Raw genomic sequence first — 16,092 nt, 5'->3', positions numbered from 1 at the left:
CTTCCCGCAACTTTTAGTCGTCGATGCCTAAGATGTCTGCGATGGCGTTCTTATACAGAATGGCTTTGGCACCATAAACGGCTTGGACCCCACCAGATACGTCAAGCACATCCGCAGCTCCTAGTCGTTTCAATCGCTCGCGATCCACCTGGGAAGAATCTACAACTGACACCCGAAGACGCGTGATGCACGCATCAATGTCTTCTAGGTTCTTTTCGCCGCCTAGTGCATCCACAATCTCACGTGCCTCGGTATACAGTGCTGCTTGTTTTTTCTCCGCCCCGGCGGTGTCCGTTGAGGTATCGCTCACGGTATCGTTGAGTCGGCCTGGTGAAGCCACGTTGAACCGCTTGATATACCAGCGGAATACCACGTAATACAGGCAGAACCAGGCAACGCCGACGGGCAGTACATAGAGCCAGTGTGTTTTTTCTTGTCCCTGCAAAATTCCAAACAACGTAAAGTCAATAAATCCACCCGAGAAGGTATTTCCGATTCTGATCTGTAGCAGGTCTGCGATGAGGAAGCTCAAGCCATCAAAGAAAGCGTGAATCACATACAGCGCAGGTGCCACGAAGAGGAACATAAATTCCAAGGGCTCGGTTATGCCTGTAATAAAAGAGGTAAGCGCAACGCCTAGGAACAGACCGGCATATTTCTTTCTGCGATCTCGGGGGATACTGTGATACATCGCTAGTGCAGCACCAGGAAGCCCGAACATCATGGTGTCAAAGTGCCCGGCAAAGTATCGAGTTCCTTCAGTGAAAAGCCCATGATGGTTGGGGTCCGCGAGCTGAGCAAAAAAGATCTTCTGTGCCCCCACCACGGTTTCCCCATTGACCTGCTCTATTCCACCCAACTCGGTGTACCAGAACATGGGATAAATCGTATGGTGCAGTCCTACGGCACCCGATAGTCGAAGCACAAATCCATAAAGGAACGTGCCTATGGCCCCCAGGTTGGCCATTCCGTTTCCCGCGGTTACGAGTAATCCTTGGAACGTTGGCCAAATAAGATAAAACACTCCGCCCACAAGAACGGCTGCGCCGGCGGTCACTATCGGCACAAAACGAGATCCGCCAAAGAACCTCAGAACCGCCGGAAGCTGAATGTTGTGATACCGATTGTGCAGATAAACAGCGACAGAACCCACGACCAAAGATCCGATGATTCCCGTATCAATGGCTTCACCGTCTGGATTGAAGACTTTGAGCAACGAGGCAATGGTGCCTGTCATGACAAGGTAACCGACCATACCCGCTAGAGCTGCGGTCCCCTTATCTTTCTTGGCCAGGCCGATACAAAGTCCAACGGACAGCAATAGCGCAAGGTTGGCAAAAATGATGCTTCCGGCATCAGACATCACGGTAAAAATGCCCTGTGCTACCTAGTTATTGAGGGCCGGATACGCCGCGATCGTGTTGGGATTGGAAAGCGCACCACCAATGCCGAGCAGCAAACCAGCTGCCGGAAGAATCGCGATGGGCAGCATGAATGCTTTGCCGACTTTTTGTAATGTTTTAAACGCCGCACCACGAGGGGTAGGCCGCGACGCCACACTCTGTGACATGGACTGAGTCACGGTGTTCTCCGATCTCCTGCATACACAGGAAAACGAATGCGAGTGGTCTGCAGTCATGCCCACGCATATATCTAGGTAACAATCTGCAGCCTTTGTGAGGTAATCGTTCCTCTTAGCGCACACATTACTGCGAGCAGCCAGGCAGAAGCAACGATCCTCACCCCCTACGTTTAAGCGTATCGACGCTTTATCTCACACCATTAATGTCAGATCGACGATGCCCCGCGAAGTTCCGCAGAAGACGAGGCGAACGTCGTGATGTCGTCAGGCCGGGGCGAGCGTCTTCCATCGTTTGAGCTGATCGGTAACGTTGGGCGCGTTACGGACGAGGGTAGTTTTCCATGACAGTAGGCCATCGTTTTGAAGCCTGCCGATCAGCGTAATCGGGTGCACACCCAGCGCCTCCGCTTGTGTCTGTGCCCAGGTCATGCTTGGCCGTTCGGGAACGACGGGAAGCGGTCTCGAAATCGTTAGTTCACTAGCAAGCTGATCAGCTTCCATTTCCTCGTCCTGGCTCTCTTCAGACAAATCATCAATGATGACTCCCCCGTCCTCTGAGACATGCCCCAGCAAAACATGGGCAGTTTCATGCAGAATTGTGAAGAGTACTTTATCTAGCCGCTTCCATCGACCGGAGATACCGATCACGGGGGTTTCATCGACTATCAATGCACACCCATCGAGCTTCCCTCCAGGGAATGCTTCAACGTAGATCAACTTCACTCCGACTTCCATAAACGATGCTTGAAAGTCTGCAAACGCCTCCGGGTTGCGTGCTCGTTCCGAGAGTTGCTCAGCCAACCGGCGGAGTCGTTCACGAGAGTACGGCGCAACCTCTAGCTCACGCGCACTGGCTTTGACGCACGCAACCCAAGCCCGTTGCAGCACGGTGACTGCCTCGTCCGGGTTGCTTCTCCTCGCGGCGAACCTTACCGTCGGTTCTTCATCAAGGCTCTGCATTCCGAAGAGGCGAAGGACCTCGTTCGATTGGCCTTCTGGATCGGCCATGGTGATAAATCCGCGCTTCCTTAATAGGGCGACCGGTGCCAACGCGCGCAATCTAGCACGGGTCTTTACAGCATCAAGATTCTCCCTGGTGCGAGAGTCCTGTGATTGTTTCCAAAGAAGATAAGAGTCCTGGAGTTTAAGCCAAAGCTCCGCGCTTGTTCCGAGCGCAGTCGCGATCTGCGCGGCAGACTCGCGAGTGATCTCTTTCTTTCCCGAGATGACCTCGGACACGAACTGTGCTGGTCTTCCCAGCACCTCCGCAAAGTCAGCCTGAGTCCAACCGCGTGCGTCGAGTTCGTCAGCCAGGTGCTCCCCGAGCGGGAATACCTCGGCAGCCATCGGCGTACTCATGGTCATCACTCTCCTTCAGTGGTTAATCAACCATCTCGATGACGATAACTATCCGGCCCTCGTCATCCGTCTCAAACTTGATGATGAGCCTGAACTGGTCATTCAGACGAATGGATGAGGTTCCAGCACGGTTGCCTTTGAGTCGCTCCAGCCGGAGGGAACGCATCGCGCATATAGGTCTCGTTCGTCGGTAGCCGCGAGCAGTACTTGGATCTTCTTCCGGTACGCCTTGATGATGTCTACGCCCCAGCGCCGCGGCGCATAGGACGCATCTTCGGCCAGTCGACGGGGGTCATCATCCTTAAAGACGACACGCAAGCACTCCACCTCGCCCAGAACAACATGGTCAGGTCTGCACTACTACATCCCTTATTTGAGATACATACAATAAGCTTATCACCCCTTGTGTGAATCATGCAAACCAAATAATATTGGTTTCGAAAACACATCAATTACAGAGGACCGACCCCAGTGGCGGCTACTTGAACCACAAGGAGGTTCAAATGTCCGGGTATGCCAAGATCCCTAGTTTCATCAATGAGTTGGTTGACCATTGTTCGACGGATACCTTCTATGTGGGCAAGACACTGACATACCAACTCTCGGATCTGGCATCCGGTGCTCTTGAACACCTTGGGATCACTTCAGACGGAGAATCTGTACACCTCACTAAAGCCGTGGTGCCCGAAGCCACCAACGGCAAGTGGTCTCGGTACAACATCGACGGCAGACTCTTCGTGCGTAAGGACCTCCCGAAGGTCAAGAAGCTTATTGGAGGATGGCAAGTTCCCAACTTCGGAGACTGGAAGCATGGTAGTCATACACACTATTCCACGCGCAAGGTCTTCCAAAAGGAGATCTGGTACGCGAAGCAGCTGCCGATTCTTATCGATGTCCAGGACCCGGAGGATGGAAAGGTCATTATTGGATTCCGTGTTGATCATGTATTCGACCGCAGGGAACTCGATGAGCGTGATCTTCACCTGGCAGCTTCACTTCTAAGAGAAAATATCAACGCTCACGTGTCTATCGTTTCCTCGAAGCTCTCGGTCACTGATTGGCTTAACGACCAGCAAGTGACATGGGAGCTTCTCCCGAAGGGCGAAGCCAGCTTCACCAGGGTTCTGACGCTTCTGAATCCCACCCCAGGAAGTCCGCGCTTGAAAACAATGCAGAATAGATACGAAGTTGTGAACGGGTTTCACCCGAGCGCGACCATCGTAGGGAAAGGACAGTTCTCTCGTTATTTCGGATTCAAGTTTCGTGAAAATCTTATCGTACTGGAGAATCTCGACTATGGAAACGCCCTCTATGTGATGTACGAAGACTGGACCAATCTCAGCCGCCGCAGCCGGATCGACCTTCTCTCAGATTCAAAAGCTGATTACGTCAGAATCATCCACAAAAAAGGCTGGGAAAATCGTCTCAAGGATACGCTTACCCTCAAGGGGCATGACATCACTGGAAGAGAGAAAGAAAACCATAGGCAGTCCGAACTATAACTGGCCCGTCTTGGTCATACACGACTGCAATGAGATCTCTCACAGTATCGCGATATCGCCAATAAGGTGGACAACCGACGTCGAACTAACAATGCAGAGTCGTCGTATATTGGGGAGGCGCTCGGCACCGCGTTCGAGCACACTACAGTCATCGTCGTGTTCATAAATCCCGATGAGGTCACTACCTACAGCCGTGCTACGGCAACGGTGAAAGCGCGTCGAGATCCAGCTTGCCACGCAGACTCAGCCTAATATTCTATTCAAAGCGGGAATGACTTTATTACGCAACATACCCGACGGCGGTCTTATACCTGGGTTGCTCCAGCCGCGTACAGCACCTTCGAGAACAGCTTCGACCGGGCACCGCTGCCCCTGGGTGTTCGAGATCTATCACAAAGGAGAGCACACCGTCCACGACCTACTCGTCGAAGCAGCCACCAGGGATCTGCCTCCCCCTTATCTTCCTCCAAATGCACCCCCTCAGAACCGTAGAACGCTCAATACTTTCAAACTGTTGTGCACCCCCTACGCATCAAACAGGTCAACCACCAAGACTCCGTGTGTGCCGGTGTATACGAACTAATCGTGGATCGTTCCTGGGACTGACAGTCAGTCCAGGCTCCGTAGGACAGTGTGACTGCGAGGTAACGCCGCCGCAAACACGACTACTACGTCAAGGCACCCTACACCAGGAAGGCCGCCCCGACATCGTCGAACAACCCGCCCCACCTCACGTCAAAACACCCCATTCACGCGAGAAGACCACCTCTAAAATTAGAGGTGGTCTTCTTCATGCCGTGGAGCATAGGAGAATCGAACTCCTGACCTCCTGCTTGCAAAGCAGGTGCTCTACCAATTGAGCTAATGCCCCGGTGCGGTATCAGTGTAGCAACTAGATCCCCGCTACGTCTAATACAGCCGTATACAGCATAAACAAGATCGTTTTGACTTAGGACCCAGCCACCAGCTCAGCCGATAAACGCAGCATATTTCTACTAGAAAAGAACAGTGAGGTTCTCCTTGTGGGGGCCTCACTGTTCTTTCACTACATAAGTTCATTCATGCGGTTAGCGTCGTTGCATATGCATCCTTACTCACCCACAGTGAAGGGCGTTTCTGCCCACGTTACCTTCCCATCAAGGTCGATGACCTTGACTTTTACCGTATATGTGTCGCCGAGTTTCGCATCGGGACTAGCGCTAACGCTAACCTTGCCGGTTTCCTCATCCACGGAGACAAACCAGCCCTCCGGGATGCCAGACTGCGAGTAACCAAAGATGGTGTCGTCATCAACTTCTCCCTTGATGTCCGCATAGGCGGTGTGCCCTGCAGCCACGGTCGTCGGCTCGTACTTCAGCACGTCGTCCAGATCATCAACCTCTGGTGTCTCTACATCGGGAGCGTCGTCGAGATCCAGAAGCTCTGGCTTATCCACCTCAACAGGAATGTCCTGTTCGATGGTGGGGGCAGGTTTTTCTGCATTGACCGCTGGTGGTGTTGCTGGCTCATCGGCAGCCATAGCTGCTCCAGCAGTTCCGAATACCGCACCAAGACCCAGGGCGGTGGCACCAGCAGCTACTGCTAGGTTACGGAGAGCAACGTTCTTGTTAGAAGACAAACAATTCTCCTTAATCCACATTGAAGGTTCAGGATGATGCCTGTTGTTGGCATGATCGAGTGCTCAATCCTGTTGTCCCTTGTTTGGGACGAGCCCCACCTTACGGATAATCGTTTTTCTATCAACAGGCGATCTCATTTCGGGCACGATTCGGCAAAAAATCATCCCTATTACCACCCGTTTTCAAAAAGTGAGTTCTATGCCACACACCAAATACGGAGTGTTCACATATGCCCAGAAAATCCCCAGCACACAGCGGTGTAGATATGAAAAAATTAATCTTTAGCAGCAAAAATAACCTTTTGAGGTGCCAGGTCTTTTTATATCAACGAGGCGGAAGCACTGCGGCTAGAACGACCAACACCCCGAGGAGAGCGTCGAGAAGCCCTACTTGCTTGGGTGTCCACGGGCGTTCCCGACGCGCACCGGTAGTGGGCATGAGCCATGCGCGAAGCAGAAGGATTCCAGCGATCACTGCCACCGCACCGTGAACCGCCTGATACGCAACGGCCACACATGCAGCAATCAGGAAAGCTAGGTGAAAAGTTATAGAGCCGATAATCCAGGGGCGGGAGCCACGTTCCCGGATAAGCGTTTTCACGTACGGGATACTGCCAGCAAAATACAACAGCAAAACCCCACACACAGCCCACACACGGGCAGTAAGACCACCACCAGCCCAGGCGATAACAGGCAAGATAAGGCAGGCCGCACATACGGTGGATAGACCAGAAAGAAGTGAGCGCGGCCTGCGTCGCCATGTTTCATATACGGCGATCCCTACGAGAGGAAGAAAGGCAGGGATCCACACCACCAGCCGCCAGTTGCAGAACAAGACCACCAGCCCCGCAAGCGCAGTAACGGCACCATAAACAGCAAGTGGCGGTAAGTGGCGCTTTCGGTACCTCCCCCGCATCCATACACTTCCCGCAAAAAACGCAAAGTACCCGCACCACCACAACAGCAGAAGAGGAATATCAATCCACGCAGGGGCAAGGACCACTCCGATGAGGGCGGGAACAGTCACCATAAACCATGCCCCATGCTGGTTAGGGACCCATCCTGGTGAGCGACGGGACTTCCGAGGAGTCGCAACTCTAATCATATAGTTCATCCTAATGTCAACACAAAGGAGCACTAACGGGTTGTGTCTAGGATCATTGCAACAAACAAAGGACCCAAGCCTAAGCTTGGATCCTTTGTTTGTGGAGCATAGGAGAATCGAACTCCTGACCTCCTGCTTGCAAAGCAGGTGCTCTACCAATTGAGCTAATGCCCCGTTGTTCCTGGTGGGCCTAGCAAGAATCGAACTTGCGACCTCATCGTTATCAGCGATGCGCTCTAACCGACTGAGCTATAGGCCCTGGGAACGAGATAGAACTTTACCTAGAAACTATAAAATTTAGCAAATCGCCTGCACATAACCCCTTTTTCCAAGGTTTTGCAATGTACTTGAATGCTCATAAAAGGCTCATAAAGATAGCCTCTTGCTCAGATCCTCTGTTCTCCAGGATCCTAGCAAGAGGCCTCGTTCACGCCACAGCGACTAACTAATCGTTTTCTTCACGGTACGTAATGGCAAGGCCACCAAAAAGGTCCACGATCGAGTTGTAGATGATCGCACCGAGGGGAGCCAGAATAGTAACGATGATGGAGGTAATAGCGCCCATCAACGCAGCCACGCTAAGAACTAGACCAAACGTAACTATTTGGCTGCCACCGACGCCACCAATAACCTCGTTGACGTTATCCCAGACCCCTACAGACTGCATGCCAAGGTACAGCAGAGCCACGCAAATGACCCATGCAGCCAGACCGATGAGGGACAGGGACAAGGCGGTTTTAAACGCCGATACAGGTGAAATTCGAGTTATAACAACATGACGTGTTGCCATTACTGGTCTTCTCCTTCGGGCTCAATGGTCACTTCGGTCTGACGGCCGCGATTGGCGGGACCATCGATGGCTCCCGTAGCAACTGCTTCAGCGGTTTCTTCGCCTTCGCCTTCAACGTTGCGGTCGATAGCAAGCAATTCCACGCCGTCTTCCAGATTGACCAAGCGTACACCCATGGTTGCTCGCGAACTTGGGCGAATCTGGTTGACCTCGGTACGGATCACTCCACCTGCAGATGTAATAGCAAAGATCTGATCGTCCTCATCAACAACCACGGCGGCAATGAGTTTGCCGCGCTTTGGTGTGTACTTGAAGGTAACCACACCAAGGCCACCACGACCCTGCTGGGAGTATTCCTCAAGCGAGGTGCGCTTTCCATAGCCACCCGACGTTGCGACGAGAAGATAAGCGTCCGAACGCACCACGGTCATAGCGAGCAGCTGATCGTCGCCACGGAATCGCATGCCCTTCACGCCGGCTGTTGCACGCCCCATGGGGCGCAGCTGATCGTCGTCGGCGCTGAACCTAATCGACTGCCCTTCCTCCGACACCAGAAGAAGCTCGTCGTCGTTGGAGCACAGAGCAGCGCCAATGAGCTTGTCGTCTTCCGCCAGGTTGATAGCGATCAGGCCGCCGGAACGGTTGGACTCGTAGTCGGACAGACGCGACTTCTTAACGCGTCCCTGCGCGGTGGCGAGCACCAGGTATGGCGCATCTTCATAGGACTGCAGCTGGATAACCTGGGCAATGCGCTCCTCCGGCTGGAACTCCAACAAGTTAGCCACGTGCTGGCCGCGGGCGGTGCGGGATGTCTCTGGCAGCTCGTAGGCTTTGAGTCGGTAGACCCGGCCAAAGTTGGTAAAGAACAGGATCCAGTCATGGGTGGAGCAGACAAAGAAGTGGCGGACCACGTCGTCTTGCTTGAGTTCCGCACCACGCACGCCTTTGCCGCCGCGTCGCTGTGACTTATAAGCATCGACTTTGGTGCGCTTAGCGTAGCCGGTGGAAGTAATGGTCACGACCACATTTTCCCGCGCAATAAGGTCTTCCTCAGTGACGTCCCCGGTGGCTGCAATGATTTGCGTACGACGCTCATCGCCGTACTTAGTCACGATCTCTTTAAGCTCATCACGAACAATGGCACGCTGACGTTCCGGCTTAGCAAGAATATCCTTGTAATCGGCAATTTCGATTTCAATTTCTGCCAACTCATCAATGATCTTCTGACGCTCAAGGGCTGCCAGGCGACGCAATTGCATAGCCAAAATAGCGTCAGCTTGAATCTCGTCGATAGTGAGCAGATCAATCAACCCACTGCGAGCAACGTCCACCGTGGCAGACCGGCGGATCAAAGCAATAACCTCGTCGAGCATATCCAGGGCTTTAACCAAACCACGCAGAATATGAGCACGCTTCTCAGCTTCTTCAAGGCGGTGCTGTGTACGACGAACGATGACTTCGATCTGATGCGTAACGTAGTAGCGCAGCATCTGATCCAACCGCAGGGTGCGCGGTACTCCATCGACGATGGAGAGCATGTTCGCACCAAAGTTAGTCTGCAGCTGGGAATGCTTGTACAGGTTGTTCAGCACAACGCGCGGCACGGCATCGCGTTTCAGCGTGACCACGATGCGCATACCCACACGATCGGAAGACTCATCTTCGATCTTGGAGATACCGGCCAGTTTTCCATCGCGCACCTGCTCCGCGATGTTAGAAATCATATTGTCCGGGTTCACTTGGTACGGAAGTTCCGTGATCACAATGATCTGCCGGCTTCCTTCTTCCTCAATCGAGGTCACGCCCCGCATGCGGATAGAACCGCGGCCGGTTGTGTAGGCATCATTAATACCTTGGGAACCAACGATTTGACCTGCTGTGGGGAAATCTGGGCCCTTCACATAGGACATGCACGCTTCAAGGGCTGCGGCTTCGTCGGCATCTGGGTTTTCCAGGAGCCAGAAGATCGCGTCGGCAAGCTCGTTGAGATTGTGGGGCGGGATGTTGGTTGCCATGCCCACGGCGATGCCGTTTGAGCCGTTCATCAAAAGGTTAGGAACGCGGGACGGAAGAACGTCTGGTTCCTGGGTCTTACCGTCGTAGTTCTGGGAGAAATCAACGGTATTTTCGCGAATATCCCGGACCATTTCCATGGCCAGCGGTGTGAGTCGGCACTCCGTATAACGCATGGCGGCGGGGCCATCGTTACCGCGGGAGCCGAAGTTACCTTGGCCGTCGACAAGCGGATAACGCATGTTCCAGTCCTGGGCAAGGCGAACCAGCGTGTCATAAATAGCTGAGTCGCCGTGCGGGTGGAATTGACCCATGGTGTCCGAGACCGGACGGGCAGATTTTACATACCCGTGCTCCGGGCGGTAGCCCGAGTCATACATCGCGTAAAGGATACGGCGGTGCACCGGCTTAAGTCCGTCACGGACCTCCGGCAAAGCACGTCCGACGATGACCGACATCGCATAATCGATGTAGCTGGTCTCCATCTCCTCGTTGAGGTCAATCGGATGAATCCGGTCGAATCCCTCGCCACCCAAGAGATCGTCGCTCATATGTCACCTTTTCTAGGGTTGTCCGAACGGCTTACACAAGCAGTCCGAATATGTCGCTGAGAACTTAACTCTTAGAGTCTATCCGCTTAATTCGCCCAGCGCCCCACTGAGACGTGATTACGGCACATCTCACCCCATTTTTGCTACCAAACTGATACCATTTGCTAATGGCGATGACTCTACGGCTAACTCCCGAACAGGATCGAGCGCTCACACTGCTCGCAGAAATTCAAGGTTCCAGCAAACACGAGGCAGCTGTGCGCGCCATCGTGAGCACGGCGGTTCGCACAGTCGCAGATTCCGAAGTACGAGAGCTGGCCCGCGTGCATCTCCCCACATTCACCGCCACAGAACGCCGCATACGAGGAAACAGATAATGCGAGGCTTTTCCGCAGAACAAGTGCTTATGCTTGCCGACGACTTCTGCAGCACCTGCAACGCCACAATCAACGACTTTGCCGCACTAGCGGCAATAGCAGCAACGACAACAGCCTCTTTTGAAGGGGTATCACCCTTTTCTTCGCCTATGCAGCAGTCGGAATATCTCAGGTTTTTTGTCCCCCGAGTATCTCCACTCACCAGACAGAACGAGTCCTTTGGCATATTTCTTTCCCGCGTATTAAAGGACCTGAACTCCTAATGCTTAGGAATTACATGGCATGAGCACAGTATGGGATTGCACACACATAGTGTTGATCAGCACAGAAATACAGCTTCGGTAAAAACAACGGTGAAAGATCGATGCCAAAAACTACGTCATTTTGTGTCATTATTGCCGCAAGAGAGGCGAATCATATAACATTTGTGACTGTTGTGATTACAGTAAACAGCAGTGAACAATGTACCTGTTCAAAAAAATTGCTTTTCCTGTGGTGGAAGAATGACAACACAAGTGACCTCCGTCGTTGGACGCATCAATGTCTGGTGTAGCCAACAATGGAGGTCGCTTTATATATAATCAAGCGATAACCTAAATGTTTCCGGCTATGCCATCATTGTGAAAGGTCATATATATATGTCGAGTCTGAAGTCCCTCCTCGAAACCAAGCACGCCACCGTGGGGGCAGAACTCTCCGCTTTCATCGAAACAACCGTTGCTGAGCAAAAGGGCCTCTCCGGTATGGCGCTTAAAGGCACCATCGGAGCTGCAAAAACAGTCAACGGCGACATCGTCACCAAAGCTGCGAACCGACTCCTCCCCGAGGTCATTGAGGTTCTCGATCCTTATTGGACTCAGTTTGAAAAATCAGGAGACGCTGATTTTGGCATTTTCCTAGCAGGACGCAAGGAAGAAGTATCCAGCGAATTGCTCGTCATGGCAGACCGTAACGCAGAAAAAATCGACGTTCCGGCTCTCAAAAAGGCATACAGCTCACTTCGCGGCAAGGCTGCGGGCTTCATCGAGCCTAACGTCGAAGGCCTCGGCCGTATCATGCACAACCACATGTAGTATCCCGCAGATACGCCTTGTATAAAGCTTAGGCCGCCACCGAAAACTTTTCGGTGGCGGCCTAAGCTTTAGGTTAAGAGCCTAAATATCAAGGAAACGAACGTCCTTTGCCCTACGGGTGATGAAGCTACGACGAGCAGCAACGTCATCACCCATCAAGATGGAGAAAATTTCATCAGCACGCTGTGCATCGTTGATGTCCACACGACGCAATACACGGAACTCTGGGTCAAGCGTGGTTTCCCACAGCTCACTAGCGTTCATCTCGCCCAGACCCTTGTAACGCTGGATTCCGTCATCCTTGTTGATCTTGCGTCCCTGCGCTAGGCCCTCTTCCAAAAGTGAGTCGCGCTCGGCATCCGAATATGCAAAGCCAGGGTCACCCTTACCCCACTTAAGCTTGTACAGAGGCGGCTGAGCCAGGTACACGTGGCCTTCCTCGATGAGCTGAGGCATGAAGCGGAACAAGAGAGTAAGCAGCAGCGTAGCAATGTGGGAGCCATCCACATCAGCGTCGGCCATAAGAACAATCTTGTGGTAGCGCAGTTTATTGATGTCAAACTCATCGTGAATGCCGGTGCCCAAAGCAGTGATGATCGCCTGAACCTCGGCGTTCTTAAGCACCTTATCCAGTCGCGCTTTTTCCACATTCAGGATTTTTCCGCGCAAAGGAAGAATAGCCTGGTAAAGGGAGTCTCGGCCTGCTTTAGCCGAGCCACCTGCGGAATCACCCTCCACCACATAAAGTTCCGACTTCACGGGATCTTTAGAACGGCAATCTGCAAGCTTGCCTGGCAGTCCACCAAGGTCCGTTGCAGACTTGCGACGCACCAGGTCACGAGCCTTGCGTGCCGCCATACGCGCATGCGCAGAAGACACAGCTTTATTAATGATGGTCTTTGCTTCTGCCGGGTTCGCGTCTAGCCAATCCGCCACATGCTCGTTGACCATGCGCTGAACAAAGCCCTTGACCTCGGTATTACCGAGCTTTGTCTTAGTCTGTCCCTCGAATTGAGGATCGCCCACGCGCACGGAAATAACCGCAGAAAGGCCCTCACGGCAATCGTCACCGGTAAGGTTGGATTCTTTTTCTTTAAGCAGTCGGTGTTCACGGGCATAGCGATTCATCAACGTTGTGAGCGCAGCGCGGAAGCCCTCTTCATGGGTACCACCCTCAATGGTGTTGATGGTGTTAGCAAAGGTATGCACGCTTTGTGCGTAGCCGTTGTTCCACTGCATAGCCACCTCAACCTCGTGGTCCTCCCCTTTGGCTTCAAAGGCGACGATGGTCGGGTGAATGACCTGCTTGGACTTATTCAGATGCGCAACATAGTCTTTGAGGCCCTCGGGGTAATAAAAGACCTTTTTCTTCTCGCGTTTCTTCGGCGCAGCAGGAGCCTCGATGTTGCCATCGGCATCGGAATCTATTTTTTCCAGCGAAACGTTCTCTGCGGTATCGCCTTCATCGGCGATTGCTTCCAGCTCAAGTTCCTCATCGCTCACGCGCTTATCTGTCAGCGAAAGGGTCAGTCCCTTGTTCAGGAACGCCATTTCCTGCAATCGGCGTGCAATGATGTCGAATTTAAACGTGGTGGTTTCAAAAATCTCAGCATCCGGCCAGAACCGGATGGTAGTTCCTGTCCCCCGCGCATTTCCGCCCTGGATCAACTCGTCCGGAACCGCGTTGGAGAAGTTCTGATACCAGTGCTTGCCGTGAAGTTTAATGTCGGCTTCAACGCGAGTGGACAGCGCGTTCACGACAGAGATGCCCACACCGTGAAGACCGCCGGAGACAGCATAGGAATCAGAGTCGAACTTGCCGCCCGCGTGGAGCTGCGTCATAACGACCTGCACCGTCGGTGCACCAGAAGCGTGCATATCGACGGGGATACCACGGCCGTTATCCACGACCTCCACGCCGCCGTCTTCCAGCAGTGTGACGTCGACATGCGTGGCGTGACCAGCCATCGCCTCATCGACGGAGTTATCTACGACCTCCCACAACAAATGGTGTAGGCCGCGTTCACCGGTCGAGCCGATGTACATACCGGGGCGCTTACGTACAGCCTCTAGACCCTCAAGGATCGTAATGGATGAGGCGCCATATTCATGTTCAGCGGTTGCCACGGAACGAGCACTCCTTGTTATTAAATACGCTTAGACCGTTCCATCTTACACTGCCTACCCTCCCTCCCTACAAGGAATGCATTCACACGCTTATAACGGCAAAATAGGGGTGAATTAGACGATTTTGAGGCAGTTCTCCCCGCCTTATCCGTATGTATCGCGCGGGCCGCGACCTTTCACATGCAAGGGGCCATGGCGCCAGCTAGGTGTCTTAGGGCCAAAAATCTTCAGCTCCGCCACCACATCAGGGCCTACTTTTTCCGCAATAGCCTGCAAGATCGTACGCTGCATCATACGCAAATTTGTAGCCCATGCAGTGGAATTACACGATATAAAGAGGGACTTCTCTTTGAGTATTTCCACTTTGGTGTGCGCCGCGATTTTTTCCCCCACCAGTTCATCCCAATGCGAATGCACCCAACCACCAGCAATCCCGTGTCGCCATCCGCGGCGTTGGATTTCTTTACTCAGCACAGAGCCTACTGGCTCGACATCATAAGAGCGCCGTAGTCTACGGCCATCCGGACCAGTCGGTTTTCCCGGGGTTTTGGGCCGGCGAGGAGTAGCGGGGGCGTCGTTAAGCTTTAATCCGGGGCGTGGATTATGGGCAGACAGGTCAGGGATACGCCCCGTGCGGCGTTGCGCCTCGGCGCGAATAGCTGCAAATGCCTCTGCTACGGGATCTTCTGATCCAGCATCAGCAGGCTGAGTGCTCATCGCTCGGTCCTTCCGCGTCTTTGTCCTTGTCCAGCTCAGAAATACGTCCCTCTGGGGTATCCGTCATGGTCACCATATGCCGGTGTACCACCGATTCTGCCAGGTTATCTGGAAGATCGTCGCCGACAGCCGCCGTGATGAGCACTTGTTCGGCCTCTGCGGTGATCCCCACGAGTTTTTGTCTGCGTTTGGAATCGAGTTCCGCAAACACATCATCGAGGATCAAAATCGGCTCCGACCCGTCCGCGCTGAGCAGGCGAAATTCCGCTAGCCGCAGGGCTAACGCCATCGACCAGGTTTCCCCATGGCTCGCATATCCTTTAGCGGGATAATCACCCAACAAAACAGCTAGGTCGTCGCGATGCGGCCCCACCAAGGATAGTCCCCGATCAATCTCCTTTTTTCGCTGAACTCCCAGCTGAGAAAGCATAGCGGCTTCCAGTACGTCCATGTCGGGAATGCTTGTCGACGCAGCCTCGGTATCAACGACAGAGGCCGGCACGGGAACAGTAGATTCATAGTTAATTCGCGCGGGCCGCGATTCCGGAGCAATGCGGGCGTACGCGGAATGAACAAGCGGGGCGAGCTCTGCAACGAGGCTAAGTCGAGTATGAATAAGCTCGCTGCCGAGCCGAGCAAGCTGGGTATCCCAGACATCCAGCGTGCTCAGAGTCCCGTCATCTGCACCATATCCCCGGCGCAGCGATGCACTAGCTGTTTTCAACAGCGAATTTCTTTGCTTTAAGACCTTGTCATAATCTGCTTTTACCCCTGCCAGCCTGGGCTTTCGGGTAGCGACGATATGATCCAGATAGCGCCGGCGTTCCCCCGGCTCGCCACGAACCATGCTCAGATCTTCCGGAGAAAACAAGACAGTCCGAACCACACCTAAAAGCTCTCTGGGAGACTTCAGCCGGGTCCGATTGATCTGAGCCTGGTTGGCGCCCTTATGTTGGATCAACATATGAGCTGTTAGCTCGCGTCCCTGGTTAACAGCGGTAACGGATACCCGCGCAGAGTCTTTCCCCTGACGAACAAGCGGAGAATCCTGGGAGACTCGATGGGATCCCAAATGCGCAATATAGCCGATGGCTTCAACGATGTTGGTTTTCCCAAAACCATTGCGCCCAACAAAAACCGTGACACCCGGTTCAAGATTTACGTGGCAGTCTGCCCACGAACGAAAATCTCGGAGCGATAGCTCGCGAATGTACACGGTAATTACCTCTAGTTGCTTTCTTTTGGTGAGACACAAAGATGCATCTCACCAGCAGTTTT

General features: G+C 53.3%; 16 protein-coding genes and 3 tRNA genes. 5 read left to right on the top strand and 14 right to left on the bottom strand.

Translation table 11 applies throughout. The annotated features are described in order from the left end of the window. Nucleotides 1–13: 13 nt before the first annotated feature. The 4 genes from ET810_RS04730 to ET810_RS12460 form a co-directional block, all read right to left on the bottom strand. The gene (locus ET810_RS04730) at nucleotides 14–1,375 is read right to left on the bottom strand and encodes a PTS transporter subunit EIIC (RefSeq protein WP_310795232.1); all 1,362 of its coding nucleotides are present in this window, start codon (nucleotides 1,373–1,375) and stop codon (nucleotides 14–16) included. A 12-nt stretch (nucleotides 1,376–1,387) separates the two neighbouring features. Then, nucleotides 1,388–1,582: a hypothetical protein gene (locus ET810_RS12470; protein WP_225870216.1), complete on the bottom strand. Its 195-nt coding sequence runs from the start codon at nucleotides 1,580–1,582 to the stop codon at nucleotides 1,388–1,390. A 264-nt stretch (nucleotides 1,583–1,846) separates the two neighbouring features. Next, nucleotides 1,847–2,941: a helix-turn-helix domain-containing protein gene (locus tag ET810_RS04725; RefSeq protein WP_087454801.1), complete on the bottom strand. Its 1,095-nt coding sequence runs from the start codon at nucleotides 2,939–2,941 to the stop codon at nucleotides 1,847–1,849. Nucleotides 2,942–3,043: 102 nt separating this feature from the next. After that, the gene (locus ET810_RS12460) at nucleotides 3,044–3,259 is read right to left on the bottom strand and encodes a type II toxin-antitoxin system RelE/ParE family toxin (RefSeq protein WP_134316105.1); all 216 of its coding nucleotides are present in this window, start codon (nucleotides 3,257–3,259) and stop codon (nucleotides 3,044–3,046) included. Between the two features lie 185 nt (nucleotides 3,260–3,444). Between ET810_RS12460 and ET810_RS04715 the strand changes: the two genes are divergently transcribed. Both ET810_RS04715 and ET810_RS04710 read left to right on the top strand, forming a co-directional pair. After that, nucleotides 3,445–4,443 carry a hypothetical protein gene (locus tag ET810_RS04715; protein ID WP_087453063.1) on the top strand — a complete coding sequence of 333 codons (999 nt, stop codon included), beginning with the start codon at nucleotides 3,445–3,447 and terminating at the stop codon, nucleotides 4,441–4,443. 66 nt (nucleotides 4,444–4,509) lie between these two features. After that, on the top strand, nucleotides 4,510–4,695 hold the full coding sequence (locus ET810_RS04710; RefSeq protein WP_134316106.1) for a hypothetical protein: 186 nt from the start codon (nucleotides 4,510–4,512) through the stop codon (nucleotides 4,693–4,695). A gap of 546 nt (nucleotides 4,696–5,241) precedes the next feature. On the opposite strand, the gene ET810_RS04705 is transcribed toward ET810_RS04710, so the two are convergent. The 7 genes from ET810_RS04705 to gyrA form a co-directional block, all read right to left on the bottom strand. Next, nucleotides 5,242–5,314: transfer RNA gene (locus ET810_RS04705), tRNA-Ala, on the bottom strand. 219 nt (nucleotides 5,315–5,533) lie between these two features. Then, nucleotides 5,534–6,061, bottom strand: coding sequence for a YPDG domain-containing protein (locus tag ET810_RS04700; RefSeq protein WP_134316107.1), 528 nt, complete (start codon nucleotides 6,059–6,061; stop codon nucleotides 5,534–5,536). A gap of 325 nt (nucleotides 6,062–6,386) precedes the next feature. Next, on the bottom strand, nucleotides 6,387–7,166 hold the full coding sequence (locus ET810_RS04695; RefSeq protein WP_166741026.1) for a YwiC-like family protein: 780 nt from the start codon (nucleotides 7,164–7,166) through the stop codon (nucleotides 6,387–6,389). Between the two features lie 101 nt (nucleotides 7,167–7,267). Further along, a tRNA-Ala gene (locus ET810_RS04690) sits at nucleotides 7,268–7,340 on the bottom strand. Between the two features lie 8 nt (nucleotides 7,341–7,348). Continuing rightward, a tRNA-Ile gene (locus ET810_RS04685) sits at nucleotides 7,349–7,425 on the bottom strand. A gap of 186 nt (nucleotides 7,426–7,611) precedes the next feature. After that, the gene (locus ET810_RS04680; RefSeq protein ID WP_087453060.1) at nucleotides 7,612–7,956 is read right to left on the bottom strand and encodes a DUF3566 domain-containing protein; all 345 of its coding nucleotides are present in this window, start codon (nucleotides 7,954–7,956) and stop codon (nucleotides 7,612–7,614) included. After that, nucleotides 7,956–10,520 carry a DNA gyrase subunit A gene (gene gyrA / locus ET810_RS04675; RefSeq protein WP_087453059.1) on the bottom strand — a complete coding sequence of 855 codons (2,565 nt, stop codon included), beginning with the start codon at nucleotides 10,518–10,520 and terminating at the stop codon, nucleotides 7,956–7,958. Before gyrA ends, ET810_RS04680 begins: the two co-directional genes overlap by 1 nt. 167 nt (nucleotides 10,521–10,687) lie before the next feature. Here gyrA and ET810_RS04670 point away from each other — a divergent pair, with 167 nt between their 5' ends. From ET810_RS04670 to ET810_RS04660, 3 genes are all read left to right on the top strand, one after another. Further along, complete coding sequence (locus tag ET810_RS04670) at nucleotides 10,688–10,897, top strand: CopG family transcriptional regulator (RefSeq protein ID WP_087453058.1); 210 nt, start codon at nucleotides 10,688–10,690, stop codon at nucleotides 10,895–10,897. Beyond that, complete coding sequence (locus ET810_RS04665) at nucleotides 10,897–11,160, top strand: hypothetical protein (protein WP_087453057.1); 264 nt, start codon at nucleotides 10,897–10,899, stop codon at nucleotides 11,158–11,160. The genes ET810_RS04670 and ET810_RS04665 overlap by 1 nt, the downstream gene beginning before the upstream one ends. A gap of 375 nt (nucleotides 11,161–11,535) precedes the next feature. Next, entirely contained in the window at nucleotides 11,536–11,970 is a 435-nt protein-coding gene (locus ET810_RS04660; RefSeq protein ID WP_087453056.1) for a DUF6918 family protein, read from the top strand. Nucleotides 11,971–12,051: 81 nt separating this feature from the next. On the opposite strand, the gene gyrB is transcribed toward ET810_RS04660, so the two are convergent. From gyrB to recF, 3 genes are all read right to left on the bottom strand, one after another. After that, a complete protein-coding gene (gyrB, locus tag ET810_RS04655) occupies nucleotides 12,052–14,097 on the bottom strand; it encodes a DNA topoisomerase (ATP-hydrolyzing) subunit B (protein ID WP_134316108.1) in 2,046 nt (681 codons plus the stop codon). A 144-nt stretch (nucleotides 14,098–14,241) separates the two neighbouring features. Next, nucleotides 14,242–14,814 carry a DciA family protein gene (locus ET810_RS04650; protein WP_087453054.1) on the bottom strand — a complete coding sequence of 191 codons (573 nt, stop codon included), beginning with the start codon at nucleotides 14,812–14,814 and terminating at the stop codon, nucleotides 14,242–14,244. Next, complete coding sequence (gene recF, locus ET810_RS04645; protein ID WP_134316109.1) at nucleotides 14,795–16,030, bottom strand: DNA replication/repair protein RecF; 1,236 nt, start codon at nucleotides 16,028–16,030, stop codon at nucleotides 14,795–14,797. Before recF ends, ET810_RS04650 begins: the two co-directional genes overlap by 20 nt. Between the last annotated feature and the right edge of the window lie 62 nt (nucleotides 16,031–16,092).

Origin of the sequence: Corynebacterium silvaticum (genome assembly GCF_004382825.2) — a bacterium.
In the GTDB taxonomy this organism is placed as follows: Bacteria; Actinomycetota; Actinomycetes; order Mycobacteriales; family Mycobacteriaceae; genus Corynebacterium; species Corynebacterium silvaticum.
The sequence above is the reverse complement of the archived record's forward strand: the minus strand, read 5'-3'. Positions and strand labels throughout refer to the sequence as shown.

Coding starts and splice junctions, on each gene's coding strand:
- ET810_RS04665 (WP_087453057.1), top strand. CDS start 10,897: ATGCGAGGCTTTTCCGCAGAACAAGTGCTTATGCTTGCCGACGACTTC.
- ET810_RS04715 (WP_087453063.1), top strand. CDS start 3,445: ATGTCCGGGTATGCCAAGATCCCTAGTTTCATCAATGAGTTGGTTGAC.
- ET810_RS04660 (WP_087453056.1), top strand. CDS start 11,536: ATGTCGAGTCTGAAGTCCCTCCTCGAAACCAAGCACGCCACCGTGGGG.
- ET810_RS04725 (WP_087454801.1), bottom strand. CDS start 2,941: ATGAGTACGCCGATGGCTGCCGAGGTATTCCCGCTCGGGGAGCACCTG.
- ET810_RS04650 (WP_087453054.1), bottom strand. CDS start 14,814: ATGAGCACTCAGCCTGCTGATGCTGGATCAGAAGATCCCGTAGCAGAG.
- gyrA (WP_087453059.1), bottom strand. CDS start 10,520: ATGAGCGACGATCTCTTGGGTGGCGAGGGATTCGACCGGATTCATCCG.
- ET810_RS04695 (WP_166741026.1), bottom strand. CDS start 7,166: ATGATTAGAGTTGCGACTCCTCGGAAGTCCCGTCGCTCACCAGGATGG.
- ET810_RS04680 (WP_087453060.1), bottom strand. CDS start 7,956: ATGGCAACACGTCATGTTGTTATAACTCGAATTTCACCTGTATCGGCG.
- ET810_RS04670 (WP_087453058.1), top strand. CDS start 10,688: ATGGCGATGACTCTACGGCTAACTCCCGAACAGGATCGAGCGCTCACA.